The organism is Streptomyces sp. NBC_01244, assembly GCF_035987325.1.
Lineage (GTDB): Bacteria > Actinomycetota > Actinomycetes > Streptomycetales > Streptomycetaceae > Streptomyces.
Window position 1 is genome coordinate 7,465,967 of sequence record NZ_CP108488.1, and the last position, 19,519, is coordinate 7,485,485.

The 19,519-nt window shown below is 73.5% G+C and carries 15 protein-coding genes and 1 pseudogene; 8 read left to right on the forward strand and 8 right to left on the reverse strand.

From position 1 onward, the window contains the following. The first annotated feature begins 228 nt into the window (after positions 1-228). Positions 229-1,350 carry an aminopeptidase P family protein gene (locus OG247_RS33360; protein WP_327255678.1) on the forward strand — a complete coding sequence of 374 codons (1,122 nt, stop codon included), beginning with the start codon at positions 229-231 and terminating at the stop codon, positions 1,348-1,350. Positions 1,351-1,407: 57 nt separating this feature from the next. Here OG247_RS33360 and OG247_RS33365 read toward each other — a convergent pair whose 3' ends face one another. Together OG247_RS33365 and treZ are read right to left on the reverse strand one after the other, a co-directional pair. After that, a complete protein-coding gene (locus OG247_RS33365) occupies positions 1,408-2,187 on the reverse strand; it encodes a class I SAM-dependent methyltransferase (RefSeq protein ID WP_327255679.1) in 780 nt (259 codons plus the stop codon). Positions 2,188-2,239: 52 nt separating this feature from the next. After that, positions 2,240-4,078: a malto-oligosyltrehalose trehalohydrolase gene (gene treZ, locus OG247_RS33370; protein WP_327255680.1), complete on the reverse strand. Its 1,839-nt coding sequence runs from the start codon at positions 4,076-4,078 to the stop codon at positions 2,240-2,242. 112 nt (positions 4,079-4,190) lie between these two features. On the opposite strand from treZ, the gene OG247_RS33375 reads away from it, so the two are divergent. From OG247_RS33375 to OG247_RS33385, 3 genes and pseudogenes are all read left to right on the forward strand, one after another. Further along, positions 4,191-4,754, forward strand: a complete 564-nt coding sequence (locus OG247_RS33375) for a DUF1707 and FHA domain-containing protein (protein WP_327255681.1) — start codon at positions 4,191-4,193, stop codon at positions 4,752-4,754. Positions 4,755-4,903: 149 nt separating this feature from the next. Further along, a pseudogene (locus tag OG247_RS33380) lies at positions 4,904-6,038 on the forward strand (RNA-guided endonuclease InsQ/TnpB family protein). A gap of 69 nt (positions 6,039-6,107) precedes the next feature. Beyond that, the gene (locus OG247_RS33385; RefSeq protein ID WP_327255682.1) at positions 6,108-6,578 is read left to right on the forward strand and encodes a GNAT family N-acetyltransferase; all 471 of its coding nucleotides are present in this window, start codon (positions 6,108-6,110) and stop codon (positions 6,576-6,578) included. Between the two features lie 83 nt (positions 6,579-6,661). Here the strand turns inward: OG247_RS33385 and OG247_RS33390 are convergent, their stop codons facing one another. Continuing rightward, on the reverse strand, positions 6,662-7,924 hold the full coding sequence (locus OG247_RS33390; RefSeq protein ID WP_327255683.1) for a M14 family zinc carboxypeptidase: 1,263 nt from the start codon (positions 7,922-7,924) through the stop codon (positions 6,662-6,664). A 328-nt stretch (positions 7,925-8,252) separates the two neighbouring features. Beyond that, positions 8,253-10,586, reverse strand: a complete 2,334-nt coding sequence (gene treY / locus OG247_RS33395; RefSeq protein WP_327255684.1) for a malto-oligosyltrehalose synthase — start codon at positions 10,584-10,586, stop codon at positions 8,253-8,255. Between the two features lie 82 nt (positions 10,587-10,668). Here treY and OG247_RS33400 point away from each other — a divergent pair, with 82 nt between their 5' ends. Further along, positions 10,669-11,952: an MFS transporter gene (locus tag OG247_RS33400; RefSeq protein WP_327255685.1), complete on the forward strand. Its 1,284-nt coding sequence runs from the start codon at positions 10,669-10,671 to the stop codon at positions 11,950-11,952. Here the strand turns inward: OG247_RS33400 and glgX are convergent. Further along, the gene (gene glgX, locus OG247_RS33405) at positions 11,937-14,051 is read right to left on the reverse strand and encodes a glycogen debranching protein GlgX (RefSeq protein WP_327255686.1); all 2,115 of its coding nucleotides are present in this window, start codon (positions 14,049-14,051) and stop codon (positions 11,937-11,939) included. The genes OG247_RS33400 and glgX overlap by 16 nt on opposite strands. Positions 14,052-14,406: 355 nt before the next feature. Here glgX and OG247_RS33410 point away from each other — a divergent pair, with 355 nt between their 5' ends. Together OG247_RS33410 and OG247_RS33415 are read left to right on the forward strand one after the other, a co-directional pair. Beyond that, positions 14,407-15,687: an SAV2148 family HEPN domain-containing protein gene (locus tag OG247_RS33410; RefSeq protein ID WP_327255687.1), complete on the forward strand. Its 1,281-nt coding sequence runs from the start codon at positions 14,407-14,409 to the stop codon at positions 15,685-15,687. A 115-nt stretch (positions 15,688-15,802) separates the two neighbouring features. After that, positions 15,803-16,522, forward strand: a complete 720-nt coding sequence (locus OG247_RS33415; RefSeq protein ID WP_327257726.1) for an exonuclease domain-containing protein — start codon at positions 15,803-15,805, stop codon at positions 16,520-16,522. A gap of 47 nt (positions 16,523-16,569) precedes the next feature. Here OG247_RS33415 and OG247_RS33420 read toward each other — a convergent pair whose 3' ends face one another. Further along, positions 16,570-17,127, reverse strand: a complete 558-nt coding sequence (locus OG247_RS33420; protein WP_327255688.1) for a TetR/AcrR family transcriptional regulator — start codon at positions 17,125-17,127, stop codon at positions 16,570-16,572. A gap of 100 nt (positions 17,128-17,227) precedes the next feature. Here OG247_RS33420 and OG247_RS33425 point away from each other — a divergent pair, with 100 nt between their 5' ends. Next, positions 17,228-17,830, forward strand: coding sequence for a DUF2867 domain-containing protein (locus tag OG247_RS33425; protein ID WP_327255689.1), 603 nt, complete (start codon positions 17,228-17,230; stop codon positions 17,828-17,830). Between the two features lie 20 nt (positions 17,831-17,850). Here the strand turns inward: OG247_RS33425 and OG247_RS33430 are convergent, their stop codons facing one another. Together OG247_RS33430 and OG247_RS33435 are read right to left on the reverse strand one after the other, a co-directional pair. After that, on the reverse strand, positions 17,851-18,507 hold the full coding sequence (locus OG247_RS33430; protein WP_327255690.1) for a hypothetical protein: 657 nt from the start codon (positions 18,505-18,507) through the stop codon (positions 17,851-17,853). A 23-nt stretch (positions 18,508-18,530) separates the two neighbouring features. Beyond that, on the reverse strand, positions 18,531-19,403 hold the full coding sequence (locus OG247_RS33435) for a phosphotransferase enzyme family protein (protein WP_327255691.1): 873 nt from the start codon (positions 19,401-19,403) through the stop codon (positions 18,531-18,533). Between the last annotated feature and the right edge of the window lie 116 nt (positions 19,404-19,519).

Consider the following 19,519-nt stretch of genomic DNA (forward strand, 5'->3'; position numbering starts at 1 on the left):
CCCCGGGGCTGCGCCCCGGACCCCGTCGGGGGTTCCACCCCCGGACCCCCGCGCCTCAAACGCCGGCGGGGCTGAAGAGTGCCGCGGCGCGGGTCTGGGCGGAGCTCGGGGGGCGGTGGAAGGGCGGGTAGGGGACAGGCTCCGCGTAGCGGGCAGTGCGGGGGACGGGGCCGGGTGATCGGCGCGGCCCCCTGCCGTCCGGGGGCGGGGCGCGGGAGGATCGGAGTCATGGACCATGACTCCGATCCCTTCACGGCCGCCGACTACGCCGCCCGGATGGCCGCCGCCGCGCAGGCCGCCGCCGACGCGGGGCTGGCCGGCCTGCTGGTCGCCCCCGGGCCCGACCTGGCCCACCTCACCGGGTACCGGCCCGTCGACACCGAGCGGATGACCCTGCTCGTCCTCGCCGCCGGGCAGGACCCCGTCCTCGTCGTCCCCGCGCTGGAAGCCCCCGACGCGGCGAAGTCCCCCGGCGCGGGCGCGCTGACCCTGCGGGACTGGGCCGACGGGAAGAACCCGTACGCCGTGACCTCCCCGCTGCTGGACGTGGCCGGCCGCTTCGGGGTCAGCGACAACGCCTGGGCGCTGCATCTGCTGGGCCTGCAGCGGGAGTTGCCGGCGACCTCGTACGTCTCGCTGACCGATGCGCTACCGATGCTGCGCGCGGTCAAGGACGAGCGCGAGCTGGCCCGCCTCGCCGCGGCCGGTGAGGCGGCGGACGCCGCGTACGCCCAGATCCTCCATGTCCCCTTCGCGGGGCGCCGGGAGAGCGACGTCGCCGACGACCTGGCCGCGCTGCTGCGCGTGCACGGCCACTCCCAGGTGGACTTCACCGTCGTCGGCTCCGGCCCGAACGGCGCCAACCCGCACCACGAAGCCGGTGACCGGGTCATCCAGCACGGGGACATGGTGGTCCTCGACTTCGGCGGCCTCAAGCACGGTTACGGCTCCGACATCTCCCGTACCGTCCACGTCGGCGAGCCCACCGAGGAGGAGCAGCGCGTCCACGACATCGTCCGCGAGGCCCAGTTGGCGGGAGTGGCGGCGGCCCGGCCGGGGGCCGCCTGCCAGGACGTGGACCGGGCGGCCCGCGCGGTGATCACGGAGTTCGGCTACGGCGAGCAGTTCATCCACCGCACGGGCCACGGCATCGGAGTCACCACGCACGAGCCGCCGTACATGGTGGAAGGCGAGGAGCAGCCCCTCGTCCCCGGCATGTGCTTCTCCGTGGAGCCGGGGATCTACCTTCCGGGGCGGTTCGGGGTCCGCATCGAGGACATCATCACGGTCACCGGGAACGGCTGCCGCAGCTTCAACAACGCCTCCCGGGAGCTGGCCATCGTGGAGTAGTGGAGTAGTGGAGTAGTGGAGTAGTGGCGTAGGCGACGGCGCACGGTGCTCGCCGGGTCAGGCCCCGGCGAGAACCAGGCGGTAGCCGTAGTCGATGCTCTCCCGCTCCAGCAGGTCGGCGTGGCGGCGCCGCCACGCCCCCGACCGCAGGTCTTCGCGCAGCCGGGCGATCGCCGGTTCCACGACGGAGGCGGGCAGGCTCGCGAGGGTGGAGCCGGCGGCCCGTACGACCGGGTCGAGGTAGGACTCGGGCCGACGCCAGAAGGCGGCCCGGAAGCCGTCGGTGAAATCGTGCGGGACGGGGAAGGGGATCACGGTGTGCGCGTCCAGCGCCCCCGTCACCACGGACAGCGGGGTGAAGGCGGAGCGGTCCAGTTCCCCGACCTCCGGCAGGTACTCCTCGAAGAGCCACAGCTCGGGCCGGTGGGCCGGATCCCAGGTGAAGACGGCCTGGCGCCGCGAAACCCGCCGCAGTTCGGCCAGCCCGCGCGCGGGGTCCGGCCAGTGATGGACCGTCATCACCGCCATCGCGGCGTCGAATGCCCCGTCCTCGAAGGGAAGTTCCTCCGCACCCGCCTTGATCTTGCGGGTCCCCGGGTGCTGGTCGAGCATGACCCGGGACGGGTCCACGGCGGTCACCTCGCGGTCCTCCGGCTCGTAAGAACCGGCGCCCGCCCCGACGTTGACCACGGTCCGGGCGTCCCCCAGGGCGCCCGCGATCAGTGCGGCCAGCCGGGGATCGGGCCGCCGGATCTCCCGGTAGCCCACCCCGATGCGGTCGTACTTGGCCGCGTGTCCGCCGCCGGCCGCGGATGATTCGACAGGTTCGATCTTCATGGGGCCGATCCCATCAGACGGCTCCGGGCCTCCGCGACTGGGTTTGCGGGCCCTAATGGCCCAGCACCACCGCCGACTCGGCCGGTACGTGGACCCGCCCGTCGGCGTCCGGATGCTCGACGGGGAGCCAGGCGGCCAGCACCCGGACCCCGTTGCGGCCCAGCGCGACGGTGACGGGCTCCCCGGAGAGGTTCACCACCACGCGGACGTCGCCCCGGCGGAACGTCAGCCAGCGGCGCTCCTCGTCATGGGCGATCCGCAGCGCCGCCAGATCGGGATCGCGCAGGTCGGAGTGGGTCCGGCGGAGCGAGATCAGGGTGCGGTACCAGTCCAGCAGGCGGGCGTGGGCCCCCCGGCCCGGCTCGGCCCAGTCGAGGCGGGAGCGGTCCCGGGTGGCCGGGTCCTGGGGGTCGGGAATCTCCTCCGCCTTCCAGCCGTGCTCCGCGAACTCCCGCCGCCGGCCCACCCGTACGGCCTCGGCGAGCTCCTCGTCGGGATGGTCGGTGAAGTACTGCCACGGCGTGCCGGCGCCCCACTCCTCGCCCATGAACAGCATCGGCACGAACGGCCCGGTCAGCGCCACCGTCGCCGCGCACGCCAGCAGCCCGGGGGACAGGGAGGCCGAGAGCCGGTCGCCCAGCGCGCGGTTGCCGACCTGGTCGTGGGTCTGGGTGTAGCCGAGGAAGCGGTGCGCCGGGGTGCGGCCGCGGTCCACCGCGCGGCCGTGGTGGCGGCCCCGGAAGGAGGACCAGGTCCCGTCGTGGAAGAAGGCCCGGGTCATGGTCTTGGCGAGGGCCCCGAGCGGGGCCTCGGCGAAGTCCGCGTAGTACGCCTGGGACTCACCGGTCAGCGCGCAGTGCAGGGCATGGTGGAAGTCGTCGTTCCACTGCGCGTGCAGGCCCAGGCCCCCGGCGGCGCGCGGGTTCGTGGTGCGGGGATCGCAGCGGTCCGACTCCGCGATCAGGAACAGCGGCCGGCCGGTCTCGGCGGCCAGCTCGTCCACCGCCGCGGACAGCTCCTCCAGGAAGGTCAGGGCCCGGTCGTCGGCGAGCGCGTGCACCGCGTCCAGCCGCAGCCCGTCGATCCGGTAGTCGCGCAGCCAGGCCAGCGCGCTGCCCAGCAGGTAGGCGCGCACCTCGTCGGAGCCGGGCGCGTCCAGGTTCACCGCCGCGCCCCAGGGGGTGTGGTGGGTCTCGGTGAAGTACGGGCCGAAGACGGGGAGGTGGTTGCCGGAGGGGCCGAGGTGGTTGTGGACCACGTCGAGCACCACGCCGAGCCCGGCGGTGTGCGCGGCCTCCACGAACCGGACCAGCCCGGCCGGGCCCCCGTACGGCTCGTGCACCGCCCAGGGCGCGACCCCGTCGTACCCCCAGCCGTGCCGCCCGGGGAAGGAGCACACCGGCATCAGCTCGATGTGGGTGATGCCGAGGGCGGTGAGGTGGCCGAGGCGGGCGGCGGCCGCGTCGAAGGTGCCCTCGGGGGTGAAGGTGCCGATGTGCAGCTCGTACAGGACGGCGTCCTGCAGCGGCACCCGGGGGGAGGGCGCCGGCTCGCCGGGAAGGAGGGCGGCGAAGTCGACCACGGCCGAGAGCCCGTCGGGGCCTTCCGGCAGGCGCCGCCCGCGCGGATCGGGGCGTACGGGGGGTCCGAGGCGAGTGTGGTCCGGATGCTCCACGTGGTGCCCGGGGTGCACCGGGTCGCGCGGGTCGTCCCCGGGAACGGGAGCCTGCGGGGCGCCGCCCAGCTGGAACCCGTAGTGGGATCCGTCCCGCGCCTCGGCTTCGGCGACCCACCAGCCGGGGCGCTCCGGATCGCGCTCCATCGCGTACGCGGCCCCGTCGAGCCGCAGTGCGACCCGGTCTGTCAGCGGTGCCCACACCTCGAACTGCACGGACGGTCCCCTCGTCTGGCGGCGCTACCCCAACCTGCGTGTCCGGGCCATCATCCCCGGCCGGTCGCGGGAGTTCTGGACACTCTGCCCCCGACAGGCCGACAATCACCTGGTGACGTCGAGTTTCGAGTTCTCCGCCTTCCCCGCCCCGCGGCTCTCCGATGCCGAGCGCGACCGCGCGCTGGGCCAGCTCAGGGAGGGCGCCGCCGTCGGCAAGCTGTCGCACGACACCTTCCTGCGCCGCATGGAGCTCGCCCTCGTCGCCCGCCGCTCCGAGGACCTCGCGGTGCTCACCGCGGACCTGGAGGGCCGGGACGGCACGGAGGGCCCGTGGACCAGCCGGCTGTTCGGCTGGGTGGGGCGGGTCTCGGCCGTGTCCGTGGGCGTACGGCGGGCCTGGGCCGCGGAGAAGCTGCCCACGCTGCTCCTCCCGCATCCGAGCGCCGGACCGCTGCGGATCGGCCGCGACCCGGGCAACGGACTGCGCCTGAGCCACGAGACGGTCTCGCGGGCCCACGCGGAACTGGGCATCCGGGACGGGGTCTGGGTGGTGCGCGACCTCGGCTCGACGAACGGGACCACGGTGAACGGGCGCCGGGTGACGGGCTCGGCGGTGGTCCGGGACGGGGACCAGATCGGCTTCGGACGGATGAGCTTCAGGCTGTCGGGCGGCTGAGCATCCGGGCGGGCGGTCCGGGGCCCGCTGGTCCGGGGGCCGGAGACACGGGGGTTCGGGGCGCGGGCGGGGAGCGATCGGAGGCCGGTTCCCATCTGGTCTGACCTGCTCCTTCGTTTGTTGTCAGTGGGCGGGGCTAGGTTGTTGGGATGGCGAAGACACCGATCGTGGGGGATGCCGGGTATGCCCGGTGGACCTTCCGCGTCCGCGTGTCGTCCACCGCGCTCGCCACCCTGATGGCGGAGTGGGATCGATGCCGGTGGATCTGGAACGAGTGCTGCGCGAAGTCGAAGCAGACGCACCTGTGGAACAAGCGCCGGCCTGAGGGTGTGGACAAGCAGACGTGTGGTCCGGGGCAGCTGGACAAGATGCTGACCGAGTGCCGCAAGACGAACAGCTGGCTCCGTGAGGGCTCCAGCGTTCCGCAGCAGCAGTTGATTCGGGATTTCGGGAAGTCCCGGGCCAAGGCGCAGAAGGACGTCAAGGACCGGTTGCCGGTGCGGCAGCGGGCCGGGATGCCGAAGTGGAAGAAGAAGCGGGGAGCGCTGCCGTCCCTCAACTACACCAAGCGTGGTTTCCGCTTGAAGGACGGCCGCTTGCACCTGGCGGGCGGGATCGTCTTGACGGTGGTGTGGTCGCGGAGCCTTCCCGCCGGCCCGTCCAGCGTGCGCGTGTACCAGGACAGTCTCGGGCACTGGTACTGCTCCTTCGTCGTCCCGACCGAAGGCCAGCCGCTCCCGGAGACGGGTGCGGTGATCGGGATCGACTGGGGTGTGAGGGAGACAGCGACCACCACCAGCGACGACCACGACCTCCCGCATGCCGAGCACGGCAAGAAGGCTGACGGCGAAGCTGTACAAGAAGGTGGTCCGGCAGCGGCAGGACACCGGCCGTAAGTGGGCCAAGCGCGTGGTCCGCGACCACGACGCCCTGGCGGTGGAGGACTTCAAGTCGAAGTTTCTCGCTAAATCCACCATGGCCAAGAAGGCCGCCGACGCAGCGATCGGCGCCACCAAGACGGCCTTGGTCGAGATGGGCCGAAAGCACGGCCGCGCCGTGTTCCTGGTACACCCCGCGCACACCACGATGGACTGCGCGCAGTGCGGAGCGAGAACCAAGCACGCACTCCCTCTCTCGATGCGAACGTATGCCTGCACCGTGTGCGGAGCCGTGTCCCCCAGGGATAAGAACTCCGCGCGCGTGATGCTGGTCCGGGCTGGTCTCAACCCGGCTAGTGCTGATCGTGGAAGACCGGACCAGGCGCTGCCTGGTATGGCAGCGTGAGCTAGAAATCCCCGATCAGTCCTGGAGGGTGCGGAATCCCCCTCCCCTCAGGGAGGGGAGGATTCAATCATGGAACACATGTCTGCCGCCCCCGTCGTACGGCCCGCGCGCCCAGAGGACCTGCCCCGGCTGGTCGCGCTCATGCGCGAGCACATGGTCTACGAGAGGTCCGAGCCTCGTTCGGCCGGTCTCGCCGACCGGCTCGGCGCGCAGCTGTTCGCCGACGGGGCCCGGCTGTGGGTGCTGCTGGCCGAGACCCCGCGGGGCGAGATCGCCGGGTACACCGCCTGCTCGGCCGAGTTCTCCTTCTGGGAGGCCCGCCACCACCTCCACATGGACTGCCTCTACCTGGCCGAGGAGGCCCGCGGACACGGCCTCGGCGCCGCCCTGATGGACGGGGTGGCCGCACTCGCCCGCGAGCTGGGCCTCGACCACGTCGAGTGGCAGACGCCCGACTGGAACGAGGGCGCGATCCGCTTCTACGACCGGCTCGGGGCCACCGGCAAGCCGAAGCTCCGGTACGCCCTGCCGGTGGAGTGACCCGCGGCGGCGATTCCGCCTACCGCCCCCGCCTACCGCCCCCTCCTGCCCCCGTCTGACCGAGCCCGTCCGCCGCCCCCCGCCTACCGGCCCGCCGCCACGAGCCGGTCGTAGGCCGCCAGGACGACCCGGGACTGGTGCTCCACCTGCGTGGCCACCGGGACCCAGCGTGCCTGGAAGCGGTCCGCGAACTCCTCGCACCACCCCGTGACGAGCCGGTCCACGGCCGGCGCCGCCGGCTGCCCCTGCGCGCGCAGCACCCGCAGCAGCATCGCCGCGGCGCGCAGCGACAGCCGCCGTCCGAAGGCGTCGATGCTCCCGATGTACGCCGCCGTCGCCTCGGCGGGAGCCCCCGGACCCGTCCACTCGGCGGCGATCCGGGGGATCAGCGCGAGCGTCCAGTCCACCGCGCGCAGCAGGGCCGCGGCGGCCGGGTCCGTACCCTCGGCCGCGTCCTCCCGCAGGGCCGCCACCTGCGCGGCGTCGGCGGTGAGCCGGCCGGCCAGGATGCGCAGGGCGGTGCGCGGATCGGGGTGCGGGGCCGGATCGTCGACCAGGTCCGAGGCCCACATGGGGACTTCGACGATCGCGGTGGTGCCGGCGTGGCGGTGGGCGTGGTACCAGGTGCTCAGCCGGGTGTCCTCGGGGTGGAAGGGTCCGTCCGCGCTGGTCCCGGGGGAGGGCATCACGAAGATCCCCGCGCCCGGCGAGGGCCAGCCGGCCGCGTCGGAGGCGCTGGTCTCCACCGGGATGCGCAGCTCGGCGGCCGATTTGCCGAAGGGCTCCGCGAGGCCGGGTATGTCCCGGGTCAGCTGCACCCAGGAGCCGCCGAGATCGGTGCCGTGCAGGGAGACCTGGAGGACGGGCCGGAGCTCGTCGATGAGCCGGGTCAGGGCGAGGGTCTCGGGCGGGAGGCGGTCCGGGGGCAGTAAAGACGGTGCCCACTCGGGCTGTTCGGGGCCGGGCGGCCGGAAGAAGTTCCGGTGGTAGTCGAGCAGGGAGTACGGGCGGGGGGTGCGGTGCAGAGCCGCGCCGTCGGGGTCGGCGCAGAGCAGGAAGTGCCACGTCGTTCCGGCGGCGGGTACGCGGATCAGGTGGCGGGCGAGCGCGAGGGCGGTGGCCCCGCCGACGGGCTCGTTGGCGTGGGCGCCGGCGACGACGAGCACGTTCGGTGCGGTCGCCGTTGCCGTCGTGGAGCCCACGGAGAGCAGCCACAGGGGTTCCCCGGCCCGGGACGCGCCGATCTGGCGGAGCCGGGCCGAGGCGGGGTGTTCATCGACCAGGGCGCGTGCGGCCAGGGCCAGTTCGTGGGGGGTGGGGTAGCACATGTCACGGATGAGGGTCACAGGTGATCCCATTCCCGCCGCGAGCCTGCCCTAGCCGTGTTCGCCTGGTCCGGGCGCCGTGCCGCTCCGCTGTCGCTGTGGCCTAGTGTGCCGCTGCCGCTGCCGCTGCCGCTGCCGCTGCCGCTGCCGCTGCCGCCGCTGCGCGGGGCGGAGTCCCCTACCCGCCCTTCGCCCGTTCCCCGGGCGCTGCCCGGACCCGGTCCTCAAACGCCGGACGGGCTGAAAAAATCAGCCTCGCCGGCGTTTGAGGCGCGGGGTCTGGGGCGGAGCCCCAGGAAACGGCGAAAGGGCGGGGCGGGGATCAGCTCCGCGGCAGCAGCCCGGGGCGTCACGCCCGGTCCGGGTCCTCACGGAGCAGGACGGCTACCGGGGAAGCGTCGCCCAGGAGTTCCGCGAGCGGCAGGTCACCTGTGTACGGGGCTGCGGGCGCGGCCCCCGGCCCGGGGAGCGGCAGTCGCCGCCAGCGTCCCGGCGGCAGGGGCAGGGTGGTGTCGCGCCAGCCGCCCGCCCCGGCCAGCCCGTGCGACAGGCGGGTGGCCACCGCCACCAGGCCGGCCGAGCGGGCGAAGGCCACGCAGTGCTCCGCCGCCGGGCCCCGGGCGAGCAGCGGCACGTAGCCGGCGAACAGCCCGGGCCGGCTCCGGCGCAGCCGCAGCAGGGCGGCGGTGAGGGCGAGCTTCTCCTCGGCCGTCCCGGACGGCCGAGCCCCCGCGTCCAGCCGGGCCAGGGCCTCCCGGGGGAAGTGGGCGGGCCGCCGGTTGTCCGGGTCGACCAGGGCCCGGTACTCCGTCTCCGCTCCCTGGTAGACCTCCGGCACTCCGGGCATGGCCAGGTGCAGCAGCGCCGCGCCGAGCAGGTTGGCGCGGGCCGCGGCCGCCAGGGGTCCGGACGGCTCGGGTGCGGCCGCCGGGACGTACCCCGGGACCGCGGCCTCGTACGCGGGGTTCTGTTCGGTCCACGTGGTGTGCAGGGCGGCTTCGCGGACGGCCTTCAGCAGGGCCTGCCCGAGGCGGTCGCGGCGCACCGCGGGGGAGTCGCCGGCCCCGAGTCCGAACGCCGTCTGCCAGGCCACCCAGGCGAGTTGGGGATCGACGCCGGCCGGAGCCGGTACGGATTCCGGGTCCTGCGAGAGCACCGAGATCCGTGCCCGGACGTCCGCGCTGCGCTTCGTGTCGTGCGTGGTCAGCACCGTCCCGGAGCGGGGCCACAGCCTGGCCCGCTCGGCGCAGTACGCGTGGAACTCCGCCACCGTGACCGCCGGAGCCCCGGGATCCCCGCCCACTTCCGTGGCCGACAGCAGCGGGGCGTACCGGTAGAACGCCCTGTCCTCGAGGGACTTGGCGCGCAGGGCCGCCGAGGTCTGGGAGAAGCGGGCCGCGAAGGCCGGGTCCCGCAGCAGCAGTTCGCGTACGCCGGCCACCGGACCCGCGCCGGCCTGCGCGGCGGCCCGCTCCAGGGCCTCGGGCGCGAGCTCCGGATCGCCGGGGTAGGGCCGGTAGACGGGGTAGGCGATGAGCAATTCGCGTACTGCAGTGGCGAGTTCGGGTCCTGCCAGCCTCTCGAGCGTGGCCAGCTCGGCGGCCAGGTCGCCGGTCAGGACCTCCCGGGCGCCCGCCGCGGCCGTCCGCTCCCAGCGGGGCTGCCCGGTCGCCTCGCGGAACCGGGCGTCGAGCCGCGCGGCCCCGGCCGGGTCGATCAGCACCCCGTCCACCCGGTACAGGGCGTCGTACCCGGTGGTCCCGGCCACCGGCCAGCCGGGAGCCAGCCGCTCCTCGCGGGCGAGGATCTTCTCGACCACCACCCAGCAGTCCCCGCCGACGGCGTCCCGCAGTCGCCGCAGGTACCCCCCGGGGTCGGCCAGGCCGTCCACGTGGTCGATCCGCAGCCCCTCGGCGACCCCGTCGCGGACCAGCTCCAGCACCTTGGCGTGGGTGGCGGCGAAGACCTCCGGATCCTCGACGCGGACCCCGATCAGTTCCGAAATGGTGAAGAAGCGGCGGTAGTTGAGCCCGGTGCGGGCCTCCCGCCAGCACGCCGGCCGGTACCACTGGGCGGCGAGCAGCGCCGCGGGCTCCAGCCCGGCGGTGCCCTCCCGGACCGGGAACTCCAGCTCCCCGATCCGCAGCACGGCCCGCCCACCCCGCCCGTCGACCTTGACCTCGCCCGGATCCAGCGGCTCCGCGAGCACGGGCAGCAGCAGCTGCCCCCCGCCCGCTTCCCAGTCGATGTCGAACCAGCGCGCGTACGGCGAGTCGGGACCCTCCCGGGCCACCTCCCACAAGGGCCGGTTGAGGCCGAGCGGCGCCGGCAGCGCCATGTGGTTCGGCACGATGTCGAGCACGAGTGCGAGCCCGTGCGCCCGGGCCTCGGCGGCCAGGGCCCGCAGCCCGTCCTCCCCGCCCAGCTCCACCCGGACCCGGGTGTGGTCGGTCACGTCGTATCCGTGGGCCGAACCGGGCACCGCCTCCAGCACGGGGGACAGGTGCAGGTGTGACACACCGAGCGAGGCGAGGTGCGGTACGACGGCCCGCGCGTGGCCGAAGGTGAACTCGGGACGCAGCTGAAGGCGGTAGGTCGACGCCGGTGTGACGGCCGGTGGTCCATCGGTTTCCGGCCGGTTGAACTCGGGACGGGTGCGACCGGTACGCGGGGGCAGGCTCATGAGAACGTACGTACCCAGGATGCGGGATTCCGTGCCATTACCCAATGCATCCGGGTGACTGCGCCGGGTTAACGTTGCTCAAGTGTTTGGAACCGTCAACACCTATCGAAGAGTCATCGCCCTGACCGGGCCCCTTCTCCCGCTCATTTCCTTCCTCGCCCGACTGCCCGTCGCGATGTCGCAGTTCGGCAGCGTCCTCCTGGTCGCCGAGACCAGTGGCTCCCTCGCCACCGCGGGCATAGTCGGCGGCACCCTCTCCGCCGGCCAGGTGGTCTTCGGACCCGTCCTGGGCCGGCTCGCCGACCGTCACGGGCAGCGCACCGTCGTCCTGACGGCCGCCGCGGTCAACGCGGTGGCGACCGCCGCCCTGGTGGTCGGGGCGCTCGCCGACCTCGCCACCGTCCCGCTCGCCGCGATCGGCTTCGTCACCGGGGCCTCCGTCCCGCTGATCGGACCGCTCGCCCGTACCCGCTCCGTGGCCCTGGCGCACCGCGCCAAGTCCGACGAGAGCGTCGTGGGCGCCATCCACTCCCTCGAAGGCACCCTGGACGAGGTCTCCTTCGTCTTCGGGCCCGCCCTCGTGGGTCTGGCCACCCTCGCGCTGCACCCGGCCATCGCGCTGGGCGGCGCGGCGGCCCTCGTCGCCGTGTTCGGCACCCTCTACGCGCTGCACCCGACCGCCGCCGTCACGGCCGCAGTGCCCGCCGGAGTCCTCCGGGGCAAGGAGCGCTCCCGGGTCCGCCCGCCCCGCGTGGTCATCGCGGTACGGGGCTCACTCGCCCTCCAGGGCGCCATGTTCGGCGCCTGCCAGGCCGGAATCGCCGCCCTCACCGCACAGTTGGGCGTCCCCGGCCAGGCCGGCATCGTGTACGCGGCCATGGGCGTCGTCAGCGCCGCCGTCGGGCTGTCGCTCGGCGCGCTGCCCGCCCGCTTCGGACTGCGGCTGCGCTGGCGGTGGGCCACGGCGGCCGCGCTCGTGCTCTCCGTACCGCTGCTCTTCACGGAAACCCTGTGGCCGCTGTACGTGGTCGTCACCGTGCTCGGAGCCGCCTACGCCCCGCACCTGATCACCGCCTTCGCGCTCACCGAGCGGGCGGTGGAGCCGTCCCGGCTCGCCGAGTCGATGGCCTTCGCCGCCAGCTCGCTCGTCGCCGGCCAGGCCGCCTCGCTCGCCGTCTCCGGGCGGCTCGCCGAGTGGTACGGGCCCTCCGCCGCCTTCGCGGTGGCCGTGGGCGCGGCCGCCCTGTGCCTGGTCCTGGCCCTGGTCACCAAGGTCCCGGCGGGCCGTGCGCACGCTCCGGTGGTCTCCGTCGGGGGCGCCCGCCCGGAAGCCGTCCTGGAAGGCGCCGCCTACGCCGGGCGCTGAAGCACCACCAGACACCGTCCTGTCAGTGTCACCCGGTCCCCGGCCGCGTACTGCGGCCCGGTACCGGGTGCCAGTACGTCCGGCCGCGCCGTGTCCACGACCAGCCGCCACTGCGCTCCGTGCCCGGCCGGGACCGTGAAGTCCTGTGCTTCGGCGCCCGCGTTGAACATCAGCAGGAAGGAGTCGTCGGTGATCCGCTCCCCGCGGGTGCCGGGCTCTGAGATGGCCTCCCCGTTCAGGAACACCGCCAGTGCCCGCGCGTGCTGGGCCTGCCAGTCGCGGGCCCGCATCTCCTCGCCGTGCGGGGTGAACCAGGCGATGTCCGAAAGCTCGTCGTGGGTCCCCTCCACCGGCCGGCCGTGGAAGAACCGGCGCCGCCGGAACACCGGGTGCTCCCGCCGCAGCCACACCATCCTCCGGGTGAACTCCAGCAGGGCGGGCGCCGGTTTGCCGGGCTCGGGCCAGGTCACCCACGACAGGTCGTTGTCCTGGCAGTAGGCGTTGTTGTTGCCGCCCTGGGTGCGGGCGAACTCGTCTCCGTGACTGATCATCGGCACGCCCTGCGAAAGCATCAGCGTGGCGATGAAGTTGCGCATCTGGCGCTCGCGCAGGTCCACCGTCTCCGGATCCTCCGTCGGCCCCTCCGTCCCGCAGTTCCAGGAGCGGTTGTGGGTCTCGCCGTCCCGATTGCCCTCGCGGTTGGCCTCGTTGTGCTTCTCGTTGTACGAGACCAGGTCGTTCAGGGTGAAACCGTCGTGACAGGTCGTGAAGTTGATCGAGGCCAGCGGCCGCCGGCCGTCGTCCTGATAGAGGTCGGAAGAGCCCGTCAGCCGGCCCGCGAACTCCGCGAGCGTGCGCGGCTGCCCGCGCCACAGGTCCCGTACGGTGTCCCGGTACTTGCCGTTCCACTCGGTCCACAGCGGCGGGAAGTTGCCCACCTGGTAGCCGCCCTCGCCCAGGTCCCACGGCTCCGCGATCAGCTTGACCTGGCTGACCACCGGATCCTGCTGGACCAGGTCGAAGAACGAGGAAAGCCGGTCCACCTCGTGGAACTGGCGGGCCAGTGTGGCCGCCAGGTCGAAGCGGAAACCGTCCACGTGCATCTCGGTGACCCAGTAGCGCAGCGAGTCCATGATCAGCTGGAGCACGTGCGGGGAGCGCATCAGCAGCGAGTTGCCGGTGCCGGTGGTGTCCATGTAGTGCCGGGGATCGTCCGCGAGCCGGTAGTACGAGGCGTTGTCCAGGCCCCGGAAGGACAGCGTCGGGCCCAGGTGGTTGCCCTCGGCGGTGTGGTTGTAGACCACGTCGAGGATCACCTCGATGCCGGCCTCGTGCAGGGCTCGGACGGCCGACTTGAACTCCAGCACCTGCTGGCCGCGGTCGCCCGAGGCGTAGCCGTTGTGCGGGGCGAAGAAGCCGATGGTGTTGTAGCCCCAGTAGTTGCTGAGCCCGTCGTCGACGAGCCGGTGGTCGTTGACGAACTGGTGGACCGGCATCAGCTCCAGCGCCGTCACCCCCAGCTTGGTCAGGTGCCCGATGACCGCCGGGTGCGCGAGGGCCCCGTACGTGCCGCGCAGCTCCTCGGGGAGGTCCGGATGACGCATGGTCAGGCCCTTCACGTGGGCCTCGTAGAGCACGGTGTGGTGGTACTCGTGGCGCGGCGGCCGGTCGTTGGCCCAGTCGAAGTACGGGTTGACCACGACCGAACTCATGCTCTTGGGCGCGGAGTCCAGGTCGTTGCGGGAGTCGGGCCGGCCGAAGTGGTAGCCGTACACCTCCTCGCCCCAGTCGACGCTGCCCGCGACGGCCCGCGCGTACGGGTCCAGGAGCAGCTTCGCCGCGTTGCAGCGCCTGCCGCGCTCGGGCTCGTAGGGGCCGTGCACCCGGAATCCGTAGCGCTGGCCGGGCATGATGCCCGGCAGGTAGGCGTGCCGGACGAACGCGTCGGTCTCGCGCAGTTCGATCGCGGTCTCCGAACCGTCGTCGTGCAGCAGGCACAGCTCGATGCGTCGGGCGGCCTCCGAATAGACCGCGAAATTGGTGCCGGCGCCGTCATACGTGGCACCGAGCGGATACGCCTGTCCCGGCCAGACCTGCATAGAAACGACTCTTCCCCTCTGTCCCTCTGGTGTCCCTCTGTGTAGGGCTGATCCGGCGTGGACCACGTCACTGGCAGATCTTCCCCGAAAGAGGGCTTCCACGCGGGGACTTGGGAGGGTCCTACCGGGTGACCCGGAGAGCTGATAAGAGGGTCGCCGGACCATGGGGACATCGGACCATGGGGAATCCGGATCGTCGGCAGAGCGGATAATGGGCCAACGGACGGCCCGGGTACGGGCCGTGAGCCCGCGCCCGGCCGCAGGGCCGCGCATCGGGCTGCAGGGGGCCGCACGCGCGGAGTACCCTTCCGTGATCACTGGAGACGGGCGTCCAGACGCAGGAGGCGGTGCACGGGTGAGCTCGGGAGGTCTGGAGCTGCCCCCTGGTGACAGCGGTCACGAGGGCGGCCCGGCGGACGCCGCGGGCGGTGCGGCCGGCGGAATCCCCGCCGGGGCCGTGTCGCTGGCCCCGCCGGAGGCCGGTGGGACCGGGAAGGCGCAGGCGGGAGCCGGCGCCGAGCTGGACTGGGGCGCGGACGCCTGGAGCGAGGTCCGGACCCGGGCCCAGCGCGCCGGGCGCGCGTACATCTGGCTGAACCTGATCGAGCAGCGGCTGCGGTCCGTGGTCGGGGCGGTGCTCCGGCCGGTCTACGAGCCCGTGCACGGCGGGGACGACTGGGTGGTGGCGGCCGCGGGCCCCGCCGGCCAGGAATGGGTGCAGCGCGCCGTCGCCGTACGCGAGGTCAGCCGCCGCAAGGGCTACCTGCTGGACTCCGCCGACGACAACGTGCTGAGCTTCCTCACCCTGCCGCAGCTGCGCGAGCTGATGGTCCAGCACTGGCCCTGCTTCGAGCCGTACTTCGACGACCGGCGCGAGATCGAGCAGGCGCTGGACGAGCTGGAGGTCACCCGCAACGTCGTCTCGCGCAACCGGGCCCTGTCGCGGGCGGTCCTGGAACAGGCCGAGCGGGCGTCGGCGCGGCTGCTGGAGGTACTGGGCGGCGGCGCGGGCTCGCCGGCCGCGGACCGGCTGCCCATCGACGCCGTCGAGGACCTGGTCGGCGACCGGTACGCGGACGTCATCTCCGTCCACCCGGACCGGGTGCGACTGCAGCGCCAGCTCCCGGCGGAAGACCTCTTCGGCGGCGCGCGGCGGCTCGACGCCATCGGCATCGGGCTCAACCTGCTGGTCCAGAACTTCTCCGGCCGAAGACTCGTACGCCTCGCCGAGGCCGGCTGCCGGGTACGGCTGCTGTTCCTGAACCCGGCGAGCAGCGCGGTCAAGCGGCGCGAGCGGGAGCTGGGCCTGCGCAAGGGCGAGCTGAGCCGCTCGGTGGAGATGAACATCCTGCACGTGCGGCGGGTGCGGGCGGGCCTGCGCGACCCCTCGCGCTTCGAGATCCACGTCTTCGACGAGACCCCGCGCTTCACCGCGTACCTGGTGGAAGGCGAGTCCTCGGGCATCGCGGTGGTCCAGTCGTACCTGCGCCGGGCCCGGGGCATGGAAGCGCCGGTCCTCGTCCTGCGGGGCGGCGGGCGGGCCGCACAGGTGCGACCCGGTCACGAGCACGGCCTCTTCCCGACCTACCGGGAGGAATTCGAGTCGATCTGGCAGGACTCCCGCCCGGTGTCGTGAGCGGGGGCGGCCGCCCCGGCTCCCCGGCTGTCAGTGGGTCGTGACAGGCTGAAAGCCGTTGACGCAAAGGGACGGGTACGGGGGGCACGCGATGGGGGACTGGGCGGGGGACTGGATGGGGGACTGGCACGGCGGGCCGATGGTGGCCTTCGATCTGGAGACCACGGGGACCGACATCGAGTCCGACCGGATCGTGACGGCCGCCGTCGTGGCGGTCGGGCCGGACGGGCAGGTGGCGCGGGAGCGGACATGGCTGGTCGACCCCGGCGTGTCCATCCCGGAACAGGCCTCGGCCATCCACGGCATCTCCACGGACCACGCCCGCTCACGGGGCATGGCGGCGGCGCCGGCGATCGAGGAGATCACCCGGACGCTCGTGGAGGCGCTGAGCTCGGGGACCCCGCTGGTGGTGATGAACGCGCGGTACGACCTGACCCTGCTGGACCGCGAGTGCCGCCGCCACGGGATCCGTCCGCTCGGCGAGCGCTGGCCGGGGAGTTCCGCGCCGCCCGTCATCGACCCGCTGGTACTGGACAAGCACGCGGACCGGTACCGCAAGGGCAGGCGGACCCTCCAGGCCCTCTGCGAGCACTACGGCGTGACCCTGGAAGCGGCGCACGACGCGGGCGCGGACGCGCTGGCGGCGGCGCGCGCCGCGCGGCGGATGGGGGCCGTGCACGCTGCGATAGGGACGGTCGCCCTGGCGGACCTGCACGAGCTCCAGATCCGCGCGGCGGCCGAGCAGGCGGCCTCGCTGCAGAGCTACCTGCGGCGGACCTCGGACCCCGAGGCGATAGTCGAGCGGGCCTGGCCCGTCGTGCCGTACCGGGTCTGACGGCGGGCTCGGGTTCGGGCGCGGGCTCGGGTTCGCGCGCTGCTCCGCTAGCGGAGCAGCCAGTCCCGGGTGCGCTCCATGACCTCGGAGCGGCTCAGGGGGCCGTGGTCGGCGGCGATGAGGTAGCCGCCGATCCGCATGGAGTAGACGATCATGCAGCGGACCTCGACGTCGTCCTGGTCGGGACAGAAGGCACCGAACAGCGAACGCAAGTAGTCCATGCGGCGGTTGTCGACGCGCCGGAGCCGCTCCGCGACGGACTCGTCGCGCCGCGCCCAGTCGCGGATCGCGAGATCGGTCGCGACGCCCCGCGCGGGACTGCCGGAGGCCGCGGCGATCGCGAACAGCCGCTTCAGCCTGGCCCGGGGGTCTCCGCCCGCACCCTCGACCTGTTCGATCACGGCCTCGGCGGCCTCGCGCTCCCAGGTGTCGAGCATCTCGGTGAGCAGGGTGTCCCGGTTGCCGAAGTACCCGTAGAAGCCGCCCTTGCTGACGCCGAGAGCCTGCGCGAGCGGTTCGATCCGGACGGCTTCCGGGCCGCCCGCGGCCAGGGCCCGCAGCCCTTCCTCGATCCAGCTGCCGCGCGGCGTACGGGTCGCGCCCACGATGCGTCTCCCCTCATGTGTTCCAGCCGATCTATACGGTGGCGTATAGATCGGTGTTAGTCTGCTGTCTATACGGCATCGTATAGACAGGGGCCCGCTCATGAGACTCCCCAGAACCGCGCACACCGACCGTCCCTGGCGGATCCACGAGATCGCCGGCGACTTCCGGGTCGAGGACGTGTGGGAGCTCCCGACGCCGGGCGGTCCGGACGACCTCGCACGGCTCGTGGAGCAGTTCGAGAAGGGCTGGGGGCAGCACGACGCCTCCCCGGTGCTGCGCGCGCTCTTCGCGGTCCGCTGGAAGCTGGGGGCCCTGCTCGGCTGGGACGAGCCCGCCGACGGCCTCGGCGGCCGGGTGCCGAGCCTGCGGGACCGGCTGCCCGAGGACCTCCGGGGCAGCGCCCGGGGTCCGGGGTCCGGGTCCTCGTCGTTCAGCACCGTTTACCAGACGCACGACGAGTGGGCGCTGGAGACCGCCAACCGGACCGTGCACGGGGTCCTGCACATCGGCTGGGTCCCGGACGGGGACGGAGCGGGCGGCTACCACGGCCGGATGGCCGTCCTGGTCAAGCCGAACGGGCTCCTCGGCGCCGTCTACATGGCGGGGATCAAGCCCTTCCGCCACCTCGGGGTGTACCCGGCGATGCTGCGCGGCATCGGCCGCGCATGGCGGGCCCGTACGGGCTCCGGCGCGGCGGCCTGAACCTCACGAGGGGCGGCGGGTCAGTGCTCCGGCCACTGATCGCGGTAGACGACGTGGAGCCCGCTGCCGCCGTGCGCGGCGATGAGGCCGTCGCCCTGGCCCATCCGGGCGCAGTAGTGGGCGTGGCCGGGGTGGGCCTGGACGTATCCCGGCCCCCGGTGGGCCACGTCGGCGAAGAGCCATGAGGTGTCGGCGAACAGCCTGGCGCTGCCCGTCATGAACAGGGCCCCGGCGTGGACGTGCTGGTGGAACCGGTCCCGGTTCTCCCGGTGGTGCCGCTCCGGCCGGCGGTCGGTGGCGCGGCCGGTGCCGCGGTCGGCCGAAGGCGGTCCGGGAAGGTCGGCCGTCTGCGGCCGGCCCGGGCCCAGCCGGGCCCGCAGCTCCTTCCAGCGCGAGGGCGCGAACTGGAGCGAGTGGTGCAGGAGGACCAGGTCGAGGCCCGGTTCCCCGGTGTCGGGGTCGGCGCGCCGCAGCGGTACGTGGACCAGCGAGCGGGGTGACGTGGCGGCGAGCGACCACAGCCCGGCGACGAGCTGCGCGGCCTGCTGGTCGACCTGGACGTCCAGATACCAGTAGCCGTCCGACAGCGCCGCGCGCACCGGTGGCCGGGCCGGGCGGATCACCTTGAACTCCTGCGGGCCGAGGCGGGCCCGGTGAATGGAGAGGGGGAGTTTCATATGCGGGAATTGATACGCCACCCCTAGAACGGGTGCCAGCGGATTTCCGGGTCGCCCTCGCGCAAGGAGGCCACGCGGCGCCGGAACTCGGCCAGGGCCTTCGGGTTGGCCGGGGCGTGCTGGGAGACCCAGGCGCAGCTGGCCGTCTCGCGGGCGCCGCGCAGGACAGCGCAGCCCTCCCAGTCGCGCACGTCCCAGCCGTACGCCGCCGTGAACTCCTCGTACGCCGCGCCGGGCAGGCCGTACCGGTCGCGGGAGAGGGCCATCACCACCAGGTCGTGCTCGCGCAGGTCGCAGGAGACCGTCTCCAGGTCGACGAGCACCGGCCCGTCCGGGCCCACGTGGACGTTGCGGGGCAGCGCGTCGCCGTGGATCGGGCCCGGAGCGAGGTGCGGGGTGAGGGCGGCGACCCGGGCGGCGTACCCGTCGCGTCGGGCCCGCAGGTACGCGGCGTCCGCCGGATCGATCGCGCCGCCCGCCAGTCGCAGCCAGCGCTCGACCCCGCCCAGCAGATCGCGCGGGGGCAGGGTGAAGGGGGGTGCGGGCAGGGTGTGGATCTGCCTCAGCAGCGCGGCGAGGTCCCCCGGGCCCGCCGGGCGGACCGCGTCGGGGAGCCGGTGCCACAACGTCACCGGGTGCCCGTCCACCAGCCGGGGCTCCGGCTCGGCCGCGCGGACCGCGGGGACCCCGGCCCGCGCGAGCCAGGCCGCCACCGCGAGTTCCAGCTCGGCGCGCGGCAGCAGATCCGCCTCCCGGCCGACCTTGGCGACGAGGCCGTCGTCGAGCGCGAAGACGGCGTTCTCGCCGAGGGCCAGCAGTCGGGGCGCGGACGCCCCGGCCCCCGCCCGTGCCAGGCCCGCCGCCGTCAGGGCTTCCCGGGCGCGTGCCTCGTCCATGCAGTCGTCTCCGCGGTCCGTGCGTTTCCCCGGTGCCCGGGGTGGCACCGGGGCGTACCCGGGTGCTCATGACCGGACAAGTTTCGCATCCGGCCCGGCCTCAAGAAATTTCCTCC